At 63.7% G+C, this 15,758-nt stretch carries 13 protein-coding genes; 6 read left to right on the forward strand and 7 right to left on the reverse strand.

Annotated elements, in window-relative coordinates; genetic code table 11:
• Positions 1 to 184: 184 nt before the first annotated feature.
• The 5 genes from kaiC (at position 185) to ABH944_RS03095 (ending at position 4,842) form a co-directional block, all read left to right on the forward strand.
• Positions 185 to 1,867 (forward strand): circadian clock protein KaiC, encoded by a 1,683-nt coding sequence (gene kaiC / locus ABH944_RS03075; protein ID WP_404604636.1) that lies wholly within the window; start codon positions 185 to 187, stop codon positions 1,865 to 1,867.
• The gene (locus tag ABH944_RS03080; RefSeq protein WP_404604635.1) at positions 1,864 to 2,229 is read left to right on the forward strand and encodes a circadian clock KaiB family protein; all 366 of its coding nucleotides are present in this window, start codon (positions 1,864 to 1,866) and stop codon (positions 2,227 to 2,229) included. Before kaiC ends, ABH944_RS03080 begins: the two co-directional genes overlap by 4 nt.
• Positions 2,226 to 2,600 carry a circadian clock KaiB family protein gene (locus ABH944_RS03085; protein WP_404604634.1) on the forward strand — a complete coding sequence of 125 codons (375 nt, stop codon included), beginning with the start codon at positions 2,226 to 2,228 and terminating at the stop codon, positions 2,598 to 2,600. The genes ABH944_RS03080 and ABH944_RS03085 overlap by 4 nt, the downstream gene beginning before the upstream one ends.
• A 5-nt stretch (positions 2,601 to 2,605) precedes the next feature.
• Entirely contained in the window at positions 2,606 to 4,243 is a 1,638-nt protein-coding gene (locus ABH944_RS03090; RefSeq protein ID WP_404604633.1) for a response regulator, read from the forward strand.
• Between the two features lie 227 nt (positions 4,244 to 4,470).
• Positions 4,471 to 4,842 (forward strand): VOC family protein, encoded by a 372-nt coding sequence (locus tag ABH944_RS03095; RefSeq protein ID WP_404604632.1) that lies wholly within the window; start codon positions 4,471 to 4,473, stop codon positions 4,840 to 4,842.
• A gap of 46 nt (positions 4,843 to 4,888) precedes the next feature.
• On the opposite strand, the gene ABH944_RS03100 is transcribed toward ABH944_RS03095, so the two are convergent.
• The 7 genes from ABH944_RS03100 to ABH944_RS03130 all read right to left on the reverse strand — a co-directional run bounded on the left by ABH944_RS03100 (position 4,889) and on the right by ABH944_RS03130 (position 15,157).
• Positions 4,889 to 5,743, reverse strand: coding sequence for a hypothetical protein (locus ABH944_RS03100; protein WP_404604631.1), 855 nt, complete (start codon positions 5,741 to 5,743; stop codon positions 4,889 to 4,891).
• Positions 5,744 to 6,381: 638 nt separating this feature from the next.
• On the reverse strand, positions 6,382 to 7,449 hold the full coding sequence (locus ABH944_RS03105; RefSeq protein WP_404604630.1) for a helix-turn-helix domain-containing protein: 1,068 nt from the start codon (positions 7,447 to 7,449) through the stop codon (positions 6,382 to 6,384).
• A gap of 513 nt (positions 7,450 to 7,962) precedes the next feature.
• Positions 7,963 to 12,327 carry an Lhr family helicase gene (locus tag ABH944_RS03110; RefSeq protein WP_404604629.1) on the reverse strand — a complete coding sequence of 1,455 codons (4,365 nt, stop codon included), beginning with the start codon at positions 12,325 to 12,327 and terminating at the stop codon, positions 7,963 to 7,965.
• A 133-nt stretch (positions 12,328 to 12,460) separates the two neighbouring features.
• Positions 12,461 to 13,813, reverse strand: coding sequence for an RNA polymerase sigma factor (locus ABH944_RS03115; protein WP_404604628.1), 1,353 nt, complete (start codon positions 13,811 to 13,813; stop codon positions 12,461 to 12,463).
• Positions 13,768 to 14,175 carry a VOC family protein gene (locus ABH944_RS03120; protein ID WP_404604627.1) on the reverse strand — a complete coding sequence of 136 codons (408 nt, stop codon included), beginning with the start codon at positions 14,173 to 14,175 and terminating at the stop codon, positions 13,768 to 13,770. Before ABH944_RS03120 ends, ABH944_RS03115 begins: the two co-directional genes overlap by 46 nt.
• 45 nt (positions 14,176 to 14,220) lie before the next feature.
• Positions 14,221 to 14,637, reverse strand: a complete 417-nt coding sequence (locus ABH944_RS03125; protein ID WP_404604626.1) for a YciI family protein — start codon at positions 14,635 to 14,637, stop codon at positions 14,221 to 14,223.
• Positions 14,638 to 14,809: 172 nt separating this feature from the next.
• Complete coding sequence (locus ABH944_RS03130; RefSeq protein WP_404604625.1) at positions 14,810 to 15,157, reverse strand: YciI family protein; 348 nt, start codon at positions 15,155 to 15,157, stop codon at positions 14,810 to 14,812.
• A gap of 146 nt (positions 15,158 to 15,303) precedes the next feature.
• Between ABH944_RS03130 and ABH944_RS03135 the strand changes: the two genes are divergently transcribed.
• On the forward strand, positions 15,304 to 15,735 hold the full coding sequence (locus ABH944_RS03135) for a YqaA family protein (protein ID WP_404604624.1): 432 nt from the start codon (positions 15,304 to 15,306) through the stop codon (positions 15,733 to 15,735).
• Positions 15,736 to 15,758: the final 23 nt, after the last annotated feature.

Consider the following 15,758-nt stretch of genomic DNA (forward strand, 5'->3'; position numbering starts at 1 on the left):
GTCTAAAAATGTCCGCCTGTCGCGAGGCACCGGCGAGCTGTTCCACCGTGATCTTCTGGATTGCGCAGTGCGCATCGCGATGCCAAGATGCGCTGTCGCCATCGGCTCACCGGCGCAGGTATCGAGCCTGGACCGGCTGGTGCCTTTCCCGTCCTCTTCCCGTTCAACTTTACGAAGAAAAACAATGACCGGAACAGCGTTACCTAAATCACCAACGGGCATTTCCGGCTTCGACGATGTCACCCTCGGCGGTTTGCCCACGGGCCGCCCCACCCTGATGTGCGGCGCGGCGGGATGCGGCAAGACCCTTTTCGCCATGACCTTCCTGGTGGAAGGCGTACTGAAGTACGGTGAACCCGGCGTGCTGGTGAGCTTCGAGGAGTCGGCGCAAGACCTGGCTGCGAACGTGGCGTCGCTGGGCTACGACGTGATGTCGCTGATCGATCAGAAAAAGCTCGCCATCGATCACGTCAAGATCGACCCGGCGGGAGTCGAGGACACCGGCGAATACGACCTCGAAGGCCTGTTCGTGCGGCTCGACTATGCGATCAGGAGCGTGAACGCAAAACGCGTCGTACTCGATACGCTCGAAGCGCTGTTTGCCAGTTTTCCCGACGCCATCTTGCTGCGCGCCGAATTGCGGCGTCTGTTCGACTGGCTGAAGGAACGCGGCGTCACCGCTATCGTGACTGCCGAGCGCGGAACCGGCGACCCGAGCCAGCTGACCCGGCACGGTATTGAGGAATATGTGTCCGACTGCGTGATCCTGCTCGACAACCGGGTCGAAAACCAGGTCACTACACGGCGCCTGCGGATCGTCAAATACCGGGGCTCGGCACATGGGACCAACGAATACCCGTTTCTCATCGATACGACCGGCATCAGCGTCCTCCCGATTACATCGGCCGGGCTGGCGCACGTTACATCGAGCGAGGTGATCTCCACAGGCATCGCGGACCTTGACGCCATGCTCGGCGTGGGCGGGTATTTCGTGGGCGCAAGCGTGCTCGTGTCGGGACTCGCGGGTACCGGCAAGACCACCTTCGCCGCAAAATTCGTCGAAGCCCGCTGCAAACTCGGCGAACGCACGCTGTGGTTTGCCTTCGAAGAGTCGCCTGAACAGATCCTGCGCAACATGCGCTCAGTGGGCGTGGATCTTGCGCACTACCTGGGCGGCACGCTCAGGATCGAGTCGGCGCGGCCCAGTTTTTTCGGGCTGGAAATGCATTTGGCGCGGATGTTCCGCGACATCGACCTGTTCAAGCCCACTGCCGTGGTGATCGACCCGATTTCGTCGCTGCGCGGCGTGGAATCCGAAGTGCACGCAACGCTGCTGCGACTCGTCGATCTCCTCAAGTCCCGTGGCATTACGGCAGTTTTTACAAGTCTTAGCAGTACCGACCAGGCGTCCAGCATAAACGACCGCAGCATTTCATCGCTAATGGATACCTGGATTTCGTTATCGCACATTGAAACAAATGGCGAGCGTAACCGGCTTGTCTACGTGCTGAAATCGCGCGGCATGGACCACTCGAACCAGGTTCGCGAGTATCAGATCAGCAATGGGGGAATCGCCATGGTGCCGGCGTATATAGGCGCAGGCGGCGTGCTGACAGGGTCCGCACGGCTCGCACAGGAAGCGCAGGAACGCGACGAATCCGCCGCGCGCGACGAACTCGTGGCGCAAAAGAAGCGCGAGCTCGCGCGGCGCCGCAAGGCGGTCGAGCAGCAGGTCGCGGAGTTGCAGTCGGCGCTCGACGCTGAAGCGTCGGAACTCGATGCGCTCATCGGGCAAAGCGAAGAACACAATCGCCTGCGGGAGGCCGACCGCACCCGGATGGCGCAACTGCGGCGATCGAAAGAATGACCGAACAAGACTCGTCCACGCCGGCGCAACACGACCCGGACATGGCACGAACGCAACCCGCTGCGCAAACGCCCGTGGCAGCGGCGTACTCATTGCGCTTGTATGTAGCCGGGGAAACGCCCAAATCCATGGCGGCCATCCGCAACCTGCGTCTGCTCTGCGCGACGCACCTGGCCGGCGAATATTCGATCGAAGTCATCGATCTGCGCGTGAACCCGCAACTTGCAGCCGCGGACCAGATTCTCGCGATACCAACCGTCGTGCGGCGCCTGCCGGCGCCGCTTAGGAAAGTGATCGGCGATTTGTCCGATACCGAGCGCGTGCTCGTCGGCCTCGATATCCGGCCGAGGGTCCGGTTGTGAACGCCTTGCCCGTCGAAGCGGGCGGCGGAGGCGGCGCCCCACCCCCGCCGCCAACGGACATGCTCGTGCTGCGGCTGTACGTGACGGGCAACACGCTGCGCTCGACGCGAGCCGTGGACAACGCGCGGCGCTTGCTGGAAACGCATGCGGCGGGCCGCTTCGAGCTTGAAGTGATCGACATCTACCTGCATCCGGAAGCCGCGATCGCGGCTCAGATCATCGCCGCGCCGACGCTGGTGAAGCTGCGTCCGGGGCCGCTGCGAAGGGTGATCGGCGACCTGTCGGATTCGAACAAGGTTCTGGCCGCGCTCGGCGTAATGGTGTCGAACGTGGCCGGCAGCGCGCCTTCGGGCGTGTCCATCAAACCCTGACGCGTATGTCCGATCAATCCCGCTCCGCTTCACTGGAAACCGCATCCATCGAGGAGCTGCGCGAGCGGCTGCGGGAAGCGGAAGATACCCTTGACGCCATCCGCAGCGGCGCGGTGGACGCCGTGGTGGTCGGCAGCGACGACGACCGCCGCATCTATACGCTGGAGAGCGCGGACCGGCCGTATCGCGTGCTTGTGGAGCAGATGCAGGAAGGGGCGGTGATGCTCTCCAGCGACGGCATCCTTCTCTACGCGAACGAACGCGCCGTGCAGTTGCTTGACCGCGAGGTAGAGCATGTAGTCGGCCACGCGTTCAGCGCGTTTGTGCTCGACGGCCAGCACGCGCGGCTGCAGCAGCTGATCCGCGAAAGCGCTACCGGGATTGCCCGCGACGAACTCACGGTGCTGTCGGCCAACGGGGAAACACCCGTCTATTGCAGCTTCAAGGCGCTCGAAGCCGAGCGCGACCAGGATCGCCTGATCTGCGGGGTCATCTCCGATCTCTCGCAGCAACGGCAGATGGAAGCGCGCCTGCACCAGGCGCAGAAAATGGAGGCGGTCGGTCAGTTGACCGGCGGCCTGGCCCATGATTTCAACAACCTGCTGCAGGCCATTCACGGCAACCTGGAACTCGTGAAGCGCTCGCCGTCCGATCCCGAGCGTGTCCTGCGCTGCACCGACAACGCAATGCGGGCAGTCAACCGTGGCGCCAAGCTCACCTCCCAATTGCTGGCGTTTTCGCGCTCGCAGAAACTCGAACTGAAACCGGTCGTGCTGGCGCAGCTCGTGCACGGCATGGCCGACCTGTTCGACCGCACGCTGGGCGCCGGAATCGACCTGCGGCTGGAACTCGGCGACGACGACGCGCGGGTCGTGGCGGACGCGACCCAGCTCGAGCTCGCCCTGCTCAACCTCGCGATCAACGCACGCGACGCGATGCCCTCGGGCGGAGTGTTGCGCATCAGCACGGTGTCGAAGACGGTCGTGGACGACGCCGATCTCGCCGATGGCAACTACGTGGAACTGAGCGTCGCCGATACAGGCACGGGCATGTCCGCCGATGTCGCGGCCCGGGCGTTCGAGCCGTTTTTTACGACCAAGGAACTGGGCGCGGGGACCGGTCTCGGTCTCGCCCAAGTGTATGGAATCTGCCAGCAGGCGGGCGGCCATGCGCAGATCGAGAGCAGTCCGCGTGGCACGCGGGTGTCTTTGTTCCTGCGGCGTTCGCCGGGTGCAGATGCCGCACCGGACGGGTCGGCGGTGGCTATCGTCAATGCGAGTGACCGGAGTGCGCCGCGGATCCTGGTCGTCGACGACGATCCGGATGTTCGTGCCTTCATGGTCGAAACGCTGATCGCGCTGGGGTACCGCGTGGACTCGGCGGCGGGCGGGCGCGCCGCGCTCCACATGATGGCAAGCGATCCGCCCGACCTGCTGGTGCTGGACTTCGCGATGCCGCACCTGGATGGCGCTACGGTGGCAAAACTGGCGCGGTCCCAGGGTCTGCAGATGCCCATTGTTTTCGCGAGCGGTTACGCCGACACCTCCGCCCTGGACGCCGCGATGGGCAACAATATCTCGCTGCTTCGAAAGCCTTTTTCAATCGGCAATTTGTCCGCGGCCGTTGCGGCGGCACTGGCGTGAGGTTCGTAAAGGATCGACGTGCACGCGGGTCGGCAGGCACGGCAACTATCCCCGCACTACTGACAAAAACTGGCAGCAGCAATGCTTACGATGGGTTCAACTTCAGCACCGGTAGGCAATCGCCGGCCCTGCTGGATTCCCGGCCACACTTCCCGGCCACACTTCCCGGCCACACTTCCCGGCCACACATCCCGGCGGCCTCCCCCGACCCATCGCGAGCGAACACCATGACCGAACCCGACTTCATCATCCTGTACGTGGACAATCCTTCCGCCAGCGCCCATTTTTATGAGGGCTTGCTTCGCAAAACGCCCGTCGAATCTTCCCCGACGTTCGCCATGTTCATCATGGAGTCGGGTCTCAAGCTGGGGTTGTGGTCAAAGCATACGGTCGAACCGGCGGCGGCTGCGGCAGGTGGCGGCGGCGAACTCGCACTCTCGGTGAGCAACAGCGACACCGTGCACGATCTCTTCGCCGACTGGGTGGAACGCGGCCTGGAAATCATCCAGCGGCCGACGGAAATGGATTTTGGTTTTACCTTCGTCGCGCTGGACCCGGACGGTCATCGTCTGCGCGTTTTTGCCCTTTCCGGGCAATAAGACGACACGGCACGACGTCCGCGTTTCAAGCGGACGGACGGCTCGGTTACCACCTTCTCGACGACGCTGTCGCCGTGACGGCGACACGCAGGTGCGGATCGGTTTCGTCGAAGGCGCCGTCCCCCCTGCGCCGCGAGTGCTCCAGTTCTTCCGCCAGCCGTTTCGCTTCCCAGTCGCGTTGCCACGCCTCGGCTTTGTTGCGGCGTTCGATCGCGCGCCGTGCTTCGTCCTCGTGATCGATCCATGCCGCGAAGATCGAAAAAGCGCGTTCCACCGCTTCGTATTTTCCTGCCGGGCCAGTCACCGAAAACAGCCGGCGATCACCCTGACCCGGGTGCATCCAGTACACGTCGACCTTGCGTTCGCCGTGCGCCGCCGCAGTTGCGCCGGCGGCTGTATTGGCACCTGTGCCTGAAGCGGAAGCCTGCGCCTCGCCCACCCATCGTTCTGAAGCCGCGGACACGGCGCCAACGCTCGCCCCCCCTGACTCGGGCTCGCCCGCCACCACCCGGAACGGCCATTCGAAACGGCCGGAGCGCAGACGTTGAAACTCGCCGGGGGCTTCGGTCGAGACAATCCGCTTCGCCACCTTGTTCACCGTCAGCGTTCGCGACCTGAGATGAAATGCGAGATCGACACCGCCGCCCGCCACCCGGATCCGGCCCTCGTCCTCGCGGATCTCGGCATCGCATTGCGCCGATGCATACGACAACCGCCTGCTCTCACGATAACCATGCACCCACAGCGCCGCGATCACGGCAAGCGATAGTGCAATCTGGACACTCGACTGCGGTGTGGAAGCAAGGCCGGCATAAACCGCGACAACCGCCGCGCCGCACACGCCCATCTTGAAGATACGACCAAACAAGGTTTCAGCCTGGAACAAAGCAAACAGCCACATGAGTTTCCCCGGGGTCACGTTATTCTTGGTTTAGGGTCGAACACGCAGCGGGTTTCAAGTCGCCGGCATCTCCCGCAACGCGTGTTTCGCCTGGAAGCGTCTTCGTGACGCTTTCTCTCTCAGCCGGCGATTCCTGTGCTTTCCAGCGTTCAGGCGTGGTCGGCCTGAACTCGCGAAGACGGGCGCCGCTTCCCCCGCCGTCCGCTGCCGAGCCGCCGCTGAACGACCCGGCGTAGTCACACCCCGTGCGCCGTGCAGGTCGGGGCGCTGTCGTAGCCGTTGGGGTCTGTCGGAGTCGCCGCGGTGGTGCTCGTCGTGAACACCCAAGGGGTGACGAGCCCTGGTGTCCGTTCCATGCGAAGGTGTCCGCCACCCCCGCAACACGCACCGGGAGCGCGTGGTCTTTCGCCGAGAGCCGCCAACGATTCGCGACCTGACCGGCCCCTTTTTCACAGCTTCGACTTGGGGCCGATACCATCCGCGACGCCAGCTTGAAAGCCCGGCAATGATGCCCTCGACGCGCGTAGCCTCCCTCTCATTCCGTCCACTCTTTCCGCCCATTTCGTTCGGCCGTCGAGGAATTGTTTACGTGCTCTTACGCCCTCCTTACGCGCGCTCGGCTACCGGTCAGCTACCCGTCAACTACCCAGGCTGCGGATCGTCGCAGCCGTCCTGATGCCAACGCCGCGCGCTTCGCCCTGGCGGCTCGCGGCGTTGGCCGCAGCGGTGGCGCCACCGCCCGTCGATACCCCCGCGGCGCGGCGTCTGCGGGCTTCTGTCGGCGTGCAGCCGAAACGCTCCTTGAAAGCGCGGTTGAACGTCGATTCGCTCATGAAGCCGACCGCACAGGCAATCGCGCCAATGAGTTCGCGCGCATGCAGCGGCGATTCAAGCCGGCGCATGGCTTCGTCGAGCCGGCGCGCCCGCACATACTCCGCGACTCCGCCCATCGGTTCAAAGAGTTCATAGAGTGCCGTGCGCGACACCTTCAGGATTTCACGCAGTCTCGCCGGGCCAAGGCTCATGTCCGCCAGATTGCCTTCGATAAAACTCAGCGCCTGCGCGCGGATCACCGGAGTCAGGCGCGGGTCGCCGGATTGCGCCCAGCGTTCGGCACGCCTGAGGACGCAAGCCGCGACGAAATCCAGCGTAGCCTCGCCGGCCACCAAAGCCTGCTCTTCGTCCATCGAACTCGCGACGCTCACCAGGCTGCGCATATGCGAAGCGATCAGCAGGCCGATAGGGTCGGTGGCCTCCCAGGACAATCCATGCATGCGCAGCGCTCCGCCCGTGCGCGCGTCGATGGCATGGCGCGGGATGGTGAGTGTCACCATAGGGGCGTCGCGGGTGAACCCGATATTTTCAACCACGAGGTCCCGCACGATTACCGAGCCGAGCGACACCTGCTGGGTGTCGCGGCCGAAGGTCGACACCAACGCGCCGTCAAGCAGGCAATGCACCAGGTAATGGTCAATACCGGAAGTCGCTATCCGGCGGCGGGTGCGCTGAAATTCGACATCACCGCCCACGACGTGCGACATGAGCAGCACTGAACCCAAAGGCCAGCTTTCCATCTTTGCCCGAAATGGCACAGGCGGATCTTTCGGCCGCTGGATCTCAAATACGGCGTTGAGTCCTTCGCGCCAGATTTCCTCGGCATCGTTCTCCGGGAAATCGGTGCTGTCGAATCTGATGGGTGTGGACATGGCGTTACTCAGCCTCCATAACAGCAGGGTTCGACATGATTTTCAAGATCCGCCGGGTTCGGCTTTACTCCATTAACCCGGCATCTCAAAGAATTAACGGCGTTTTAGCGATAAAACTTTAGCATGTGTTTAAAACGATCTGAAGGGAACCGGGAGTTATCGCTATATCCGCATTTGGTTTTTGCTGGCCGGCCCATTCCGGACAGCGGCTTTCCCGTTGCCGCCATCCACCGATTGGCCTCCGGTAAGACTGAGTGAGCACTGGTAAAAGTCAGTGAAGCCGATAATGCGACGCGCGCCGGATTGTACGCATGGCTTATAGGTTTTGCACAGAGGCGGTTCAGAACTCCACGGTCATAACTTGCATTCCGCTTTCATTAATAAGGGACGGATTTGTCTTGCGCATGAGAGATTTAACAATTCGTTTTGCCCGCGTAACTTTTAGCAAGAAAATCAGCGCTTAATTGTTAAACTTTGCGGGATTTTTCAACCGTTCACCTGAACAGCCGATCATTAACGGCCCGTCATTAACGGTGAAGCCGGCATACGGTCCAAACTGCGCCGGACAAGATGCCAGCGCACCCGCTCTTGCGATTGCGCGTCCAGTTCCACCAGGAAGCGTGTCTTCCCCGCAATAACCGCCCCCACCGGCAAACCATCGCAATACAGCAGGCGATTACCCGGCAGCGCCGGCACTTTCTCCCCGGGCAGCAAGGTTCCGGCAAGATTCAAGGGATCGACAGCGCTTATCGCCAAGAAACTGCCTTGGGCGGCCCGGTTGCGCATGGTGCGCAACAGCGGCACGGCTTCCGGCAATGCGAACTGCTCGCCCGCCAGCCCCGCGACAAAGCGGCCGCCGCGAATCTCGCCGCGCGCTTCCAGCCGGTGAAACACTCTCAGCAAGTCCCGCCACGGCGGCAGCCAGTCGGGCTCGCGCTCCAGCAAGCGCCAGAAGACAACGCCGTATCGGCGCAACAGGGTCATTGCCACATGCTCGAGCGACTCAGGACCCGGCGTGCCGGGCGCGGCGCTGCTGTCAGCGCGGCGTAGCAAGGCCCAACGCCCGGCGTCATCCATCCCGCCGATAAAACGGCCGCCGCGCCGCGGCCGCCGGCCGAAACTGTTGCGGCGCGCGGCCGGTGCGAGCAACGCGCGCAGGCCGGCGAAACTATCGGCATTCACCAGTCCCAGCGACACCAGTTCGCCCAACGCATTTTCAAGTTCGGTATCCAGCAGGCGGACATCCGAGCGCAGTTCATCGAAGAACATGGCGCCGTGTTGCGTGAGCGCGTCGAAGACAAGCTGCGCCCGCGATGACGGTTCGGGCGTTTGTATCGATTGCATCAGTGGATTCCACGCCGCCAGGTTGCGGCGCGGCAGCAGCACGATCGGCGTGGTGCGCACCGGGCCGCCCGAGCTGCGCGAGCGTGCGCCGGGGCGGCTCCAGACCACCTTGCCCGAGCGGCACAGATCGTCGAGCCAGGTCATGGAATACGCGCTCAGGCGTGCGGGCAGGATCTCGTCTTCCCACGCGACCGCGGGCGCTTCGTAACCTTCGAGTTGTTCGATTGCGAGCATCAGCGCGTCGTGGCCGTCGCCGTGAGGATCGGCTTTGGCGTCCACGCTGACGTGCTGCCAGTCGAACAGGAAACGCATGAAATCCTGCAACTCGACCGGCTCGATTTCCCGCCGCAAGCGCCGCACGGTGTATCGATGGATACGCGCAAGCAGATGCCGTTCGCACCACTCCTCGCCGGTTGCGCCCGGCGTGAAACGGCCCCGCATCACGTAACCCTCCGCTTCGAGGCGCGTGAGCGCGAGCGCGGCCGACGAGACCGGCACAGCCAAAGCACGAGCGATGACCGGCACGGGCAATGGACCAAAGCCGCTCAGCCGTGCACGCACGATATCGACGAGCGCGTCGTCTTCGGTCCACGCTTCGTCGAAACCGGGCAGCGCGTCGAGCGGCGGTTGCATCGGCGCTACCGGGTGTATCGCGCGCACGCACGTCAGGCGTTCGACCGGCACCCACAAGCCATCCGCCGATGTCACCTGCAAACGCGTCGCTCGCCCCGACGCGGCGAGCTGCTGCAGCCACGCCGGCCAGCCATCGTTCGCCTGGCACTCGGCTTCGGTGATGCACGAAAGACCCGAGAGCGCCTCGTGCATTTCATCGGCGTTGCGCACCGTTGGCCACGCCTCTTCGCGTACGCCCGCAATCGCCTCGGCGTCGAGCGCGCCCAGGTCGTCGCTCGATTGCGGATCGGTCCAGCCTCGCGCGAGCACGGCCTGAGTGCGGCGTTCCTCGATAGGGGCATCGTCGAGAAAAGCGTACGGACGTGCCGATAAAACCTCCGCCGCCAACGGCGACGGCGCGGGCAAATCGCGCGTCACAAGCCGTACGTCACCGCTCTCTATACGCCTTAGCAGCGCGAGCCACGCGTCGCAGTCCATCGCGTCGTGCAGGCAATCATCAATCGTCTGATCGACCAGCGGATGACGCGGCACGTCGCGCTCGCCGACCACGTTTTCGATGCACGCCACCTGGTCGGGGAACACCGTCGCCAGCAGGTCCTCGCTTTTCATGCGCTGCAATTGCGGCGCGACCCGGCGTCCGCGCGCGTAGCGCGGCAACGCGAGCGCGTTGGTCGCGTTCCAGCGCCAGCGCACGCCGAACAGCGGCGCGTCGAGCAACGCCTGGATCAGCAGGTGTTCCGCGGTATTTGAATGCAGATAACGCCAGACTTCATCGAGCGGAAAACTATGGTTGCCTGTCAGCGACAGGACGATCGCGTCCTCGGTCGCGGCCGCCTGCAATTCGAAGTTGAACGTGCGGCAAAAACGCTTGCGCAACGCGAGACCCCACGCGCGGTTCACGCGGCTGCCGAACGGCGAGTGAATGACAAGCTGCGTGCCGCCGGAGGCGTCGAAGAAACGCTCCATGACCAGCACGTCCTGCGTCGGCAGGACAGAAAGCGCGGCCCGCGAGCGCGCCAGATAATCCACGATCTGCCGTGCCGCTTCCTCGCCGATACCGGTTTGACCAGCCAGCTTGGCGATGGTGATGTCGAGCGGGAATTCGCCCAGCCACGCGTCCACTTGTGCCTGCATATGCGCGATCGCCGCAGACAATTCGTTGCTGCGCCCCGGTGCTTCCCCGAGCCAGAACGGAATGTTCGGCGGCTGTCCATGCGCATCTTCCACACGCACTCGCCCACCCTCCACGCGCAGGATCTTGTACGACGCATTGCCGAGCTGGAACACGTCGCCCGCCAGGCTTTCGACCGCGAAGTCCTCGTTGACCGTGCCTATCTGCAAGCCCTGCGGTTCGAGCAGCACCGCGAAGTCCGCATTGTCGGGAATCGCCCCGCCCGAGGTCACCGCAGTCAGCCTGCCGCCGCGCCGGCCGCGCAAGCTGCGCGTGACCGCGTCCCGATGCACGTAGGCTCCCCGCACGCCGCGCCGGCTCGTATAACCCTCGGCGAGCATGCGCAGGACTGCGTCGTACTGCGTACGGTCGAGCGCTGCATACGGCATCGCGCTACGCACACGTTCGAAGAGCGCGTCCTCGCTCCACTCGCGGCACGCCACGTCTGCGGCGATCTGCTGGGCGAGCACGTCGAGCGGCGCCTCGGGAATATGCAACACGTCGAGTTCACCACGGGCGACGCAATCGATCAGCGCCGCACATTCGATGAGATCGTCGCGTGATTCAGGGAAGAGCCGCCCTTTCGGCGTGCCGCTCACTTGATGCCCCGAGCGCCCGACCCGCTGCAGGACACCGCCGATCGAGCCCGGTGAACCGAGTTGACAGACCAGCTCCACATCGCCGATATCAATCCCCAGTTCCAGCGAAGCCGTCGCAATCAGCACTTGCAGCTCGCCGCGTTTGAGCCGCTGCTCGGCGTCCAGCCGCTGCTCTTTCGCGAGACTGCCGTGATGCGCCGCAACCGCGGGTTTGCCGAGCCGCTCAGTGAGGTGGCGTGCGACCCGCTCGGCCATCCGGCGCGTGTTCACGAACACGGGCGTGGTGCGGTGCTGCGCGATGAGCTCGGCGAGGCGGTCGTAGACACGCTCGCGCACATCGTTCGACATGATTGCTTCGAGCGGGACGGGCGGCAGTTCGAGCGCGAGATCACGCTTGCGCACATGGCCGACATCGACGATCGAACATGGCCGGTTGCCGGTCAGGAATTGCGCGACCAGTTCGATCGGTTTTTGCGTTGCGGACAAACCGATCCGCACCGGCGCCTGGCGTTTATGTTCGATACACAACGCGTCCAGCCGCTCAAGGCTAAGCGCGAGATGGGCACCGCGTTTGTTGCCGGCGACCGCATGGATTTCATCGACGATCACCGTTCGCACAGTCGAGAGCATCGCGCGGCCGGAATCGGAACCCAGCAGCACATACAGCGATTCCGGCGTGGTGACGAGAATATGCGGCGGCCGCTTTTTGACCGCGTTGCGCTCTTGTGGCGTGGTGTCGCCGGTGCGCACCGCCGCGCGAATCTCGACGGGCGGCAGGCCCAGCCCGCCAAGCTCGGCTGAGATGCCGGCGAGCGGTTCCTGCAGGTTCACCCGGATATCGTTGGAAAGCGCCTTCAGCGGCGACACGTAAACCACGGTCGTTTCGTCGGGCAGCGGGGGACCGCTTGCGACGCCTTCCCGGACCAGGTCATCGATCGCGGCGAGGAAGGCCGTCAGCGTCTTGCCGGAGCCGGTCGGCGCGGCCACGAGCGTCGAGCGGCGCGCCTTGAGCAACGGCCAGGCGCGCGCCTGCGCCTCTGTGGGCGCGGGAAACTGCCGGCTGAACCAGCTCGCGACGGCCGGATGGAAGCCGTCGAGCGGGTTTGGAGTCGATGGTTTTGCAGCGGTCATACCGCTAGTTTATTAGCGGGCGGGAAAGCGTGTTTGATCGCGTTCGGCGCGCCAGGAACCGTACGATGCAGCGGCCCAGCAACGAGTATTTCTTGCTGATTTCAGCGATGGAGCCAACATGTTCCGATGCCCCCTACTCCCGCATCCCCGTCATCTCCGCCGCCCTCTCCAGCAACAACTCCCGCTCACGCCCATTACGCGTCATGCCCGCGGCCTTCTCGAACTCCGCCCGTGCTTCTTCACGACGGCCCAGCTTCGCCAGCAGGTCGCCGCGCACGCTCGGCAGCCAATGGTAATTCGCGAGCGCCGGATTCGAACCCAGCTCGTCGACTATTTCCAGCCCTGCCGCCGGGCCAAACGCCATGCCCACCGCCACCGCGCGATTGAGTTCCACCACCGGCGACGGCGCCACCATCGCCAGCGCATCGTAGAGCGCGACAATCTGTGCCCAGTCCGTGTCCTCCGCCCGTCGCGCACGCGCGTGGCAAGCCGCCAGCGCGCCCTGCAGCGCATAAGGCCCGCGCGCGCCGTTCAGCGCCTCCGACCGTTCCAATGCCGCCAGCCCGCGACGAATCAGCAACGGGTCCCACCGGCTGCGGTCCTGGTCCATCAACAACACCGCCCGGCCATTCGTATCGGTGCGTGCATGGGTACGGGATGCCTGTATCTCCATCAGCGCGACCAGCCCGAATACCTCGCTCTCGTCAGGCGTCAATCCCGCGAGAATCCGCCCGAGACGCAACGCGTCGTCGCAGAGCGATGGACGCATCCAGTCGTCACCCGCGGTCGCCGAATACCCTTCATTGAAGATCAGGTAAATGACTTCCAGCACCGACGCCAGCCGCGCGGCCCGCGCATCGGCCTTCGGCACTTCGAACGGCACGCGCGCAGCCGACAAGGTCCGCTTCGCCCGCACAATCCGCTGCGCAATCGTCGGTTCCGGCTGCAGGAACGCCCGCGCGATCTCGTCCGTGGTCAGCCCGCCAAGCAGGCGCAACGTCAGCGCAACCCGCGCATCGACGGACAGCACCGGATGACACGCGGTGAACACGAGCCGCAGCAGGTCGTCGCCAATATCGTCCTCACGCGCGGCATCCAGCGCATCCACGAAATCCGGCGTGACGTGCTCCTCGCGCGCATCCATGTCGAGCCCCAACTCCTCGTGCTTGCGGGCGTGCAATGCATCCTGTCTCAAGCGATCAAGCGCACGATGTTTCGCCGTGGTCATGAGCCAGGCGCCCGGATTGTCCGGCACGCCATCCACCCGCCAATGCTCCAATGCCGCAATCAGCGCGTCCTGCGCAAACTCCTCGGCAAGCGACACGTCGCGCACCATACGCGCCACGACCGCGATCACCTTTGCCGACTCCATCCGCCACACCGCCTCTATTGCGCGATGAGTGGCCAGTTCCAGGCTCCCGGACACGCCGGCAGATCCGCTCACGGTGCGCCCGCCGCGTTCGGGTCCATATACACGAACTCCCATGCGTGGCCGTCGAGATCGTCGAAGCCGTGGCCATACATAAACCCATGGTCCTGCGCCGGCCGCGGCGTCGTGCCACCCGCCCGCACGGCCTTGGCCACGATTTCATCGACCTCGGCGCGGCTCTCGCACGACAGGCACGTGAGGGCTTCGACCTGCTCTTTCGGGTCGATGATCGCCTTCGCGGTGAAGGTCTGGAAGAACGGCTTGACCAGCAACATTACGTAGATGTTTTCGCCGACGACCAGGCACGCGCCCTGGTCGTTGCTGAACGTCGGATTGAAGCTGAAACCGAGTTCGCTGAAAAACGCGCGCGCTTTCGGCAAGTCCGCCACGGCCAGGTTCACGTAGATTTGCTTATGCATTTTTATTGCCCTTCAAGGATAGTGGGATGCTGGCGTAAGCCGCGTTCAAACGCGGCGCGCCGCTTGCAGTGCGCGGAAACGCTCGATCGATTCGCGCGGGCCGAATTCGTCCAGTTCAAACAACTGCCGCACCTCGATTTCGCCGCTTTCGTACTCGCCCATCGGCGCAGGGAAACGGCGCGCCCATTCGATTGCTTCCTCGCGTGAGCGCACCTGGATCAGCGTGTAGCCCGCGACCAGTTCCTTGGTCTCCGCAAACGGCCCATCGATCACGGTTCGACGCCCGCCCTCATAACGCACGCGCCAACCTTTGGCGCTCGGCTGCAGACCGTTCGCGTCCAGCAGCACGCCCGCTTTCGCCAGTTCTTCGTGATAGGTCGTCATTGCGATGATCAGCGCGTCCTCGGGAAGGATGCCCGCTTCGGTTTTTTCGGTCGCCTTGACCATGATCATGAATCGCATTGTTGTTCTCCTCTTGGTGTGAAACGCGCTGTGAAAACGAAAACGCGGGTTGCGCCTTCATTCCCACGACGAACCACACCGGGAGAAATCGACAATTTTTATAGCACCGAGGGTTAACGCGCACTAAAACCTACCGAATCGGACCGAGGCATATCCAGCCGACCTGAAAAACTCACTCCCAGCAGGGACCGACCTTGCGCACCTCGACCTCGCACCATTCTGCCGCCGGGCATGCCGATGCAATCTCGATGGCTTGCTCCTTGGTCGCGCAATCGAGCAGGTAGAACCCGCCGATCATTTCCTTCGCCTCCGCGAACGGGCCGTCGGTCAAACTCGCCTGTCCATCGCGTTTCTTAATACGGACGCCGCCCGTTCCCAGCGATTCACTCGCGATCAGCAGGCCGCGTTCTTTCAATTCCGCGCCGAACTCGACCATACGGTCATAGAGCAGCTTGCCTTCGGCTTGCGAGCGCTCGGCCCGCTGTCCAACAGGTTCGGCGATGAGCAGCATATAAGACATGACATCTCCTGGATTGAGGTTCAACCGGCCTCCAAGGTATCAACTGTGGAGAACGCTTTCAATCCCCTTATGCAACGGCTCCAGGCGGAGCATCGCCAGAAAACGGCTAAGCTGTCGCCCTCTCTCACGGTTGCCCGCGCGCGCTCATGGTCAATTTATCTATATATGGCGGGCTTTTTGCGGTGGCGCTGGTCGCAGCGACACTTTTCCCCCTTCAATCCGAGGCATTGCTGGCGGGTTTGCTGATCGCCGGCAAGCAGCCGGTCTGGATGCTCGTCGCGGTGGCGAGCGTGGGCAACGTGGTGGGCTCGACGGTCAACTGGGCAATGGGACGATCGATCGAAAAGCTGCGCGAGCGCCGCTGGTTCCCGATCAGGCAGCGTGCACTCGAGCGCGCGGAACAGTGGTACCGGCGCTTCGGGCGCTGGACGCTGCTGTTGAGCTGGACACCAGTGATCGGCGATCCTCTGACCATGATTGCGGGCGTGCTGCGCGAACCGCTTTGGTCGTTCCTGCTGATCGTAGCAATTGCAAAAACGGCGCGTTATACGGTGATTGCCGCGTTGCTGACACTTTGACGCTTCCGGCTGCAACGGCATCC

The sequence above is a fragment of the Caballeronia udeis genome, assembly GCF_044909315.1.
GTDB lineage: Bacteria > Pseudomonadota > Gammaproteobacteria > Burkholderiales > Burkholderiaceae > Caballeronia > Caballeronia udeis_A.

Bases quoted from the DNA above. Each gene is read 5' to 3' on its own strand.
- kaiC (WP_404604636.1), top strand. From the start codon at position 185: ATGACCGGAACAGCGTTACCTAAATCACCAACGGGCATTTCCGGCTTC.
- ABH944_RS03080 (WP_404604635.1), top strand. From the start codon at position 1,864: ATGACCGAACAAGACTCGTCCACGCCGGCGCAACACGACCCGGACATG.
- ABH944_RS03090 (WP_404604633.1), top strand. From the start codon at position 2,606: ATGTCCGATCAATCCCGCTCCGCTTCACTGGAAACCGCATCCATCGAG.
- ABH944_RS03095 (WP_404604632.1), top strand. From the start codon at position 4,471: ATGACCGAACCCGACTTCATCATCCTGTACGTGGACAATCCTTCCGCC.
- ABH944_RS03100 (WP_404604631.1), bottom strand. From the start codon at position 5,743: ATGTGGCTGTTTGCTTTGTTCCAGGCTGAAACCTTGTTTGGTCGTATC.
- ABH944_RS03105 (WP_404604630.1), bottom strand. From the start codon at position 7,449: ATGTCCACACCCATCAGATTCGACAGCACCGATTTCCCGGAGAACGAT.
- ABH944_RS03110 (WP_404604629.1), bottom strand. From the start codon at position 12,327: ATGACCGCTGCAAAACCATCGACTCCAAACCCGCTCGACGGCTTCCAT.
- ABH944_RS03115 (WP_404604628.1), bottom strand. From the start codon at position 13,813: ATGGGAGTTCGTGTATATGGACCCGAACGCGGCGGGCGCACCGTGAGC.
- ABH944_RS03120 (WP_404604627.1), bottom strand. From the start codon at position 14,175: ATGCATAAGCAAATCTACGTGAACCTGGCCGTGGCGGACTTGCCGAAA.
- ABH944_RS03125 (WP_404604626.1), bottom strand. From the start codon at position 14,637: ATGCGATTCATGATCATGGTCAAGGCGACCGAAAAAACCGAAGCGGGC.
- ABH944_RS03130 (WP_404604625.1), bottom strand. From the start codon at position 15,157: ATGTCTTATATGCTGCTCATCGCCGAACCTGTTGGACAGCGGGCCGAG.
- ABH944_RS03135 (WP_404604624.1), top strand. From the start codon at position 15,304: ATGGTCAATTTATCTATATATGGCGGGCTTTTTGCGGTGGCGCTGGTC.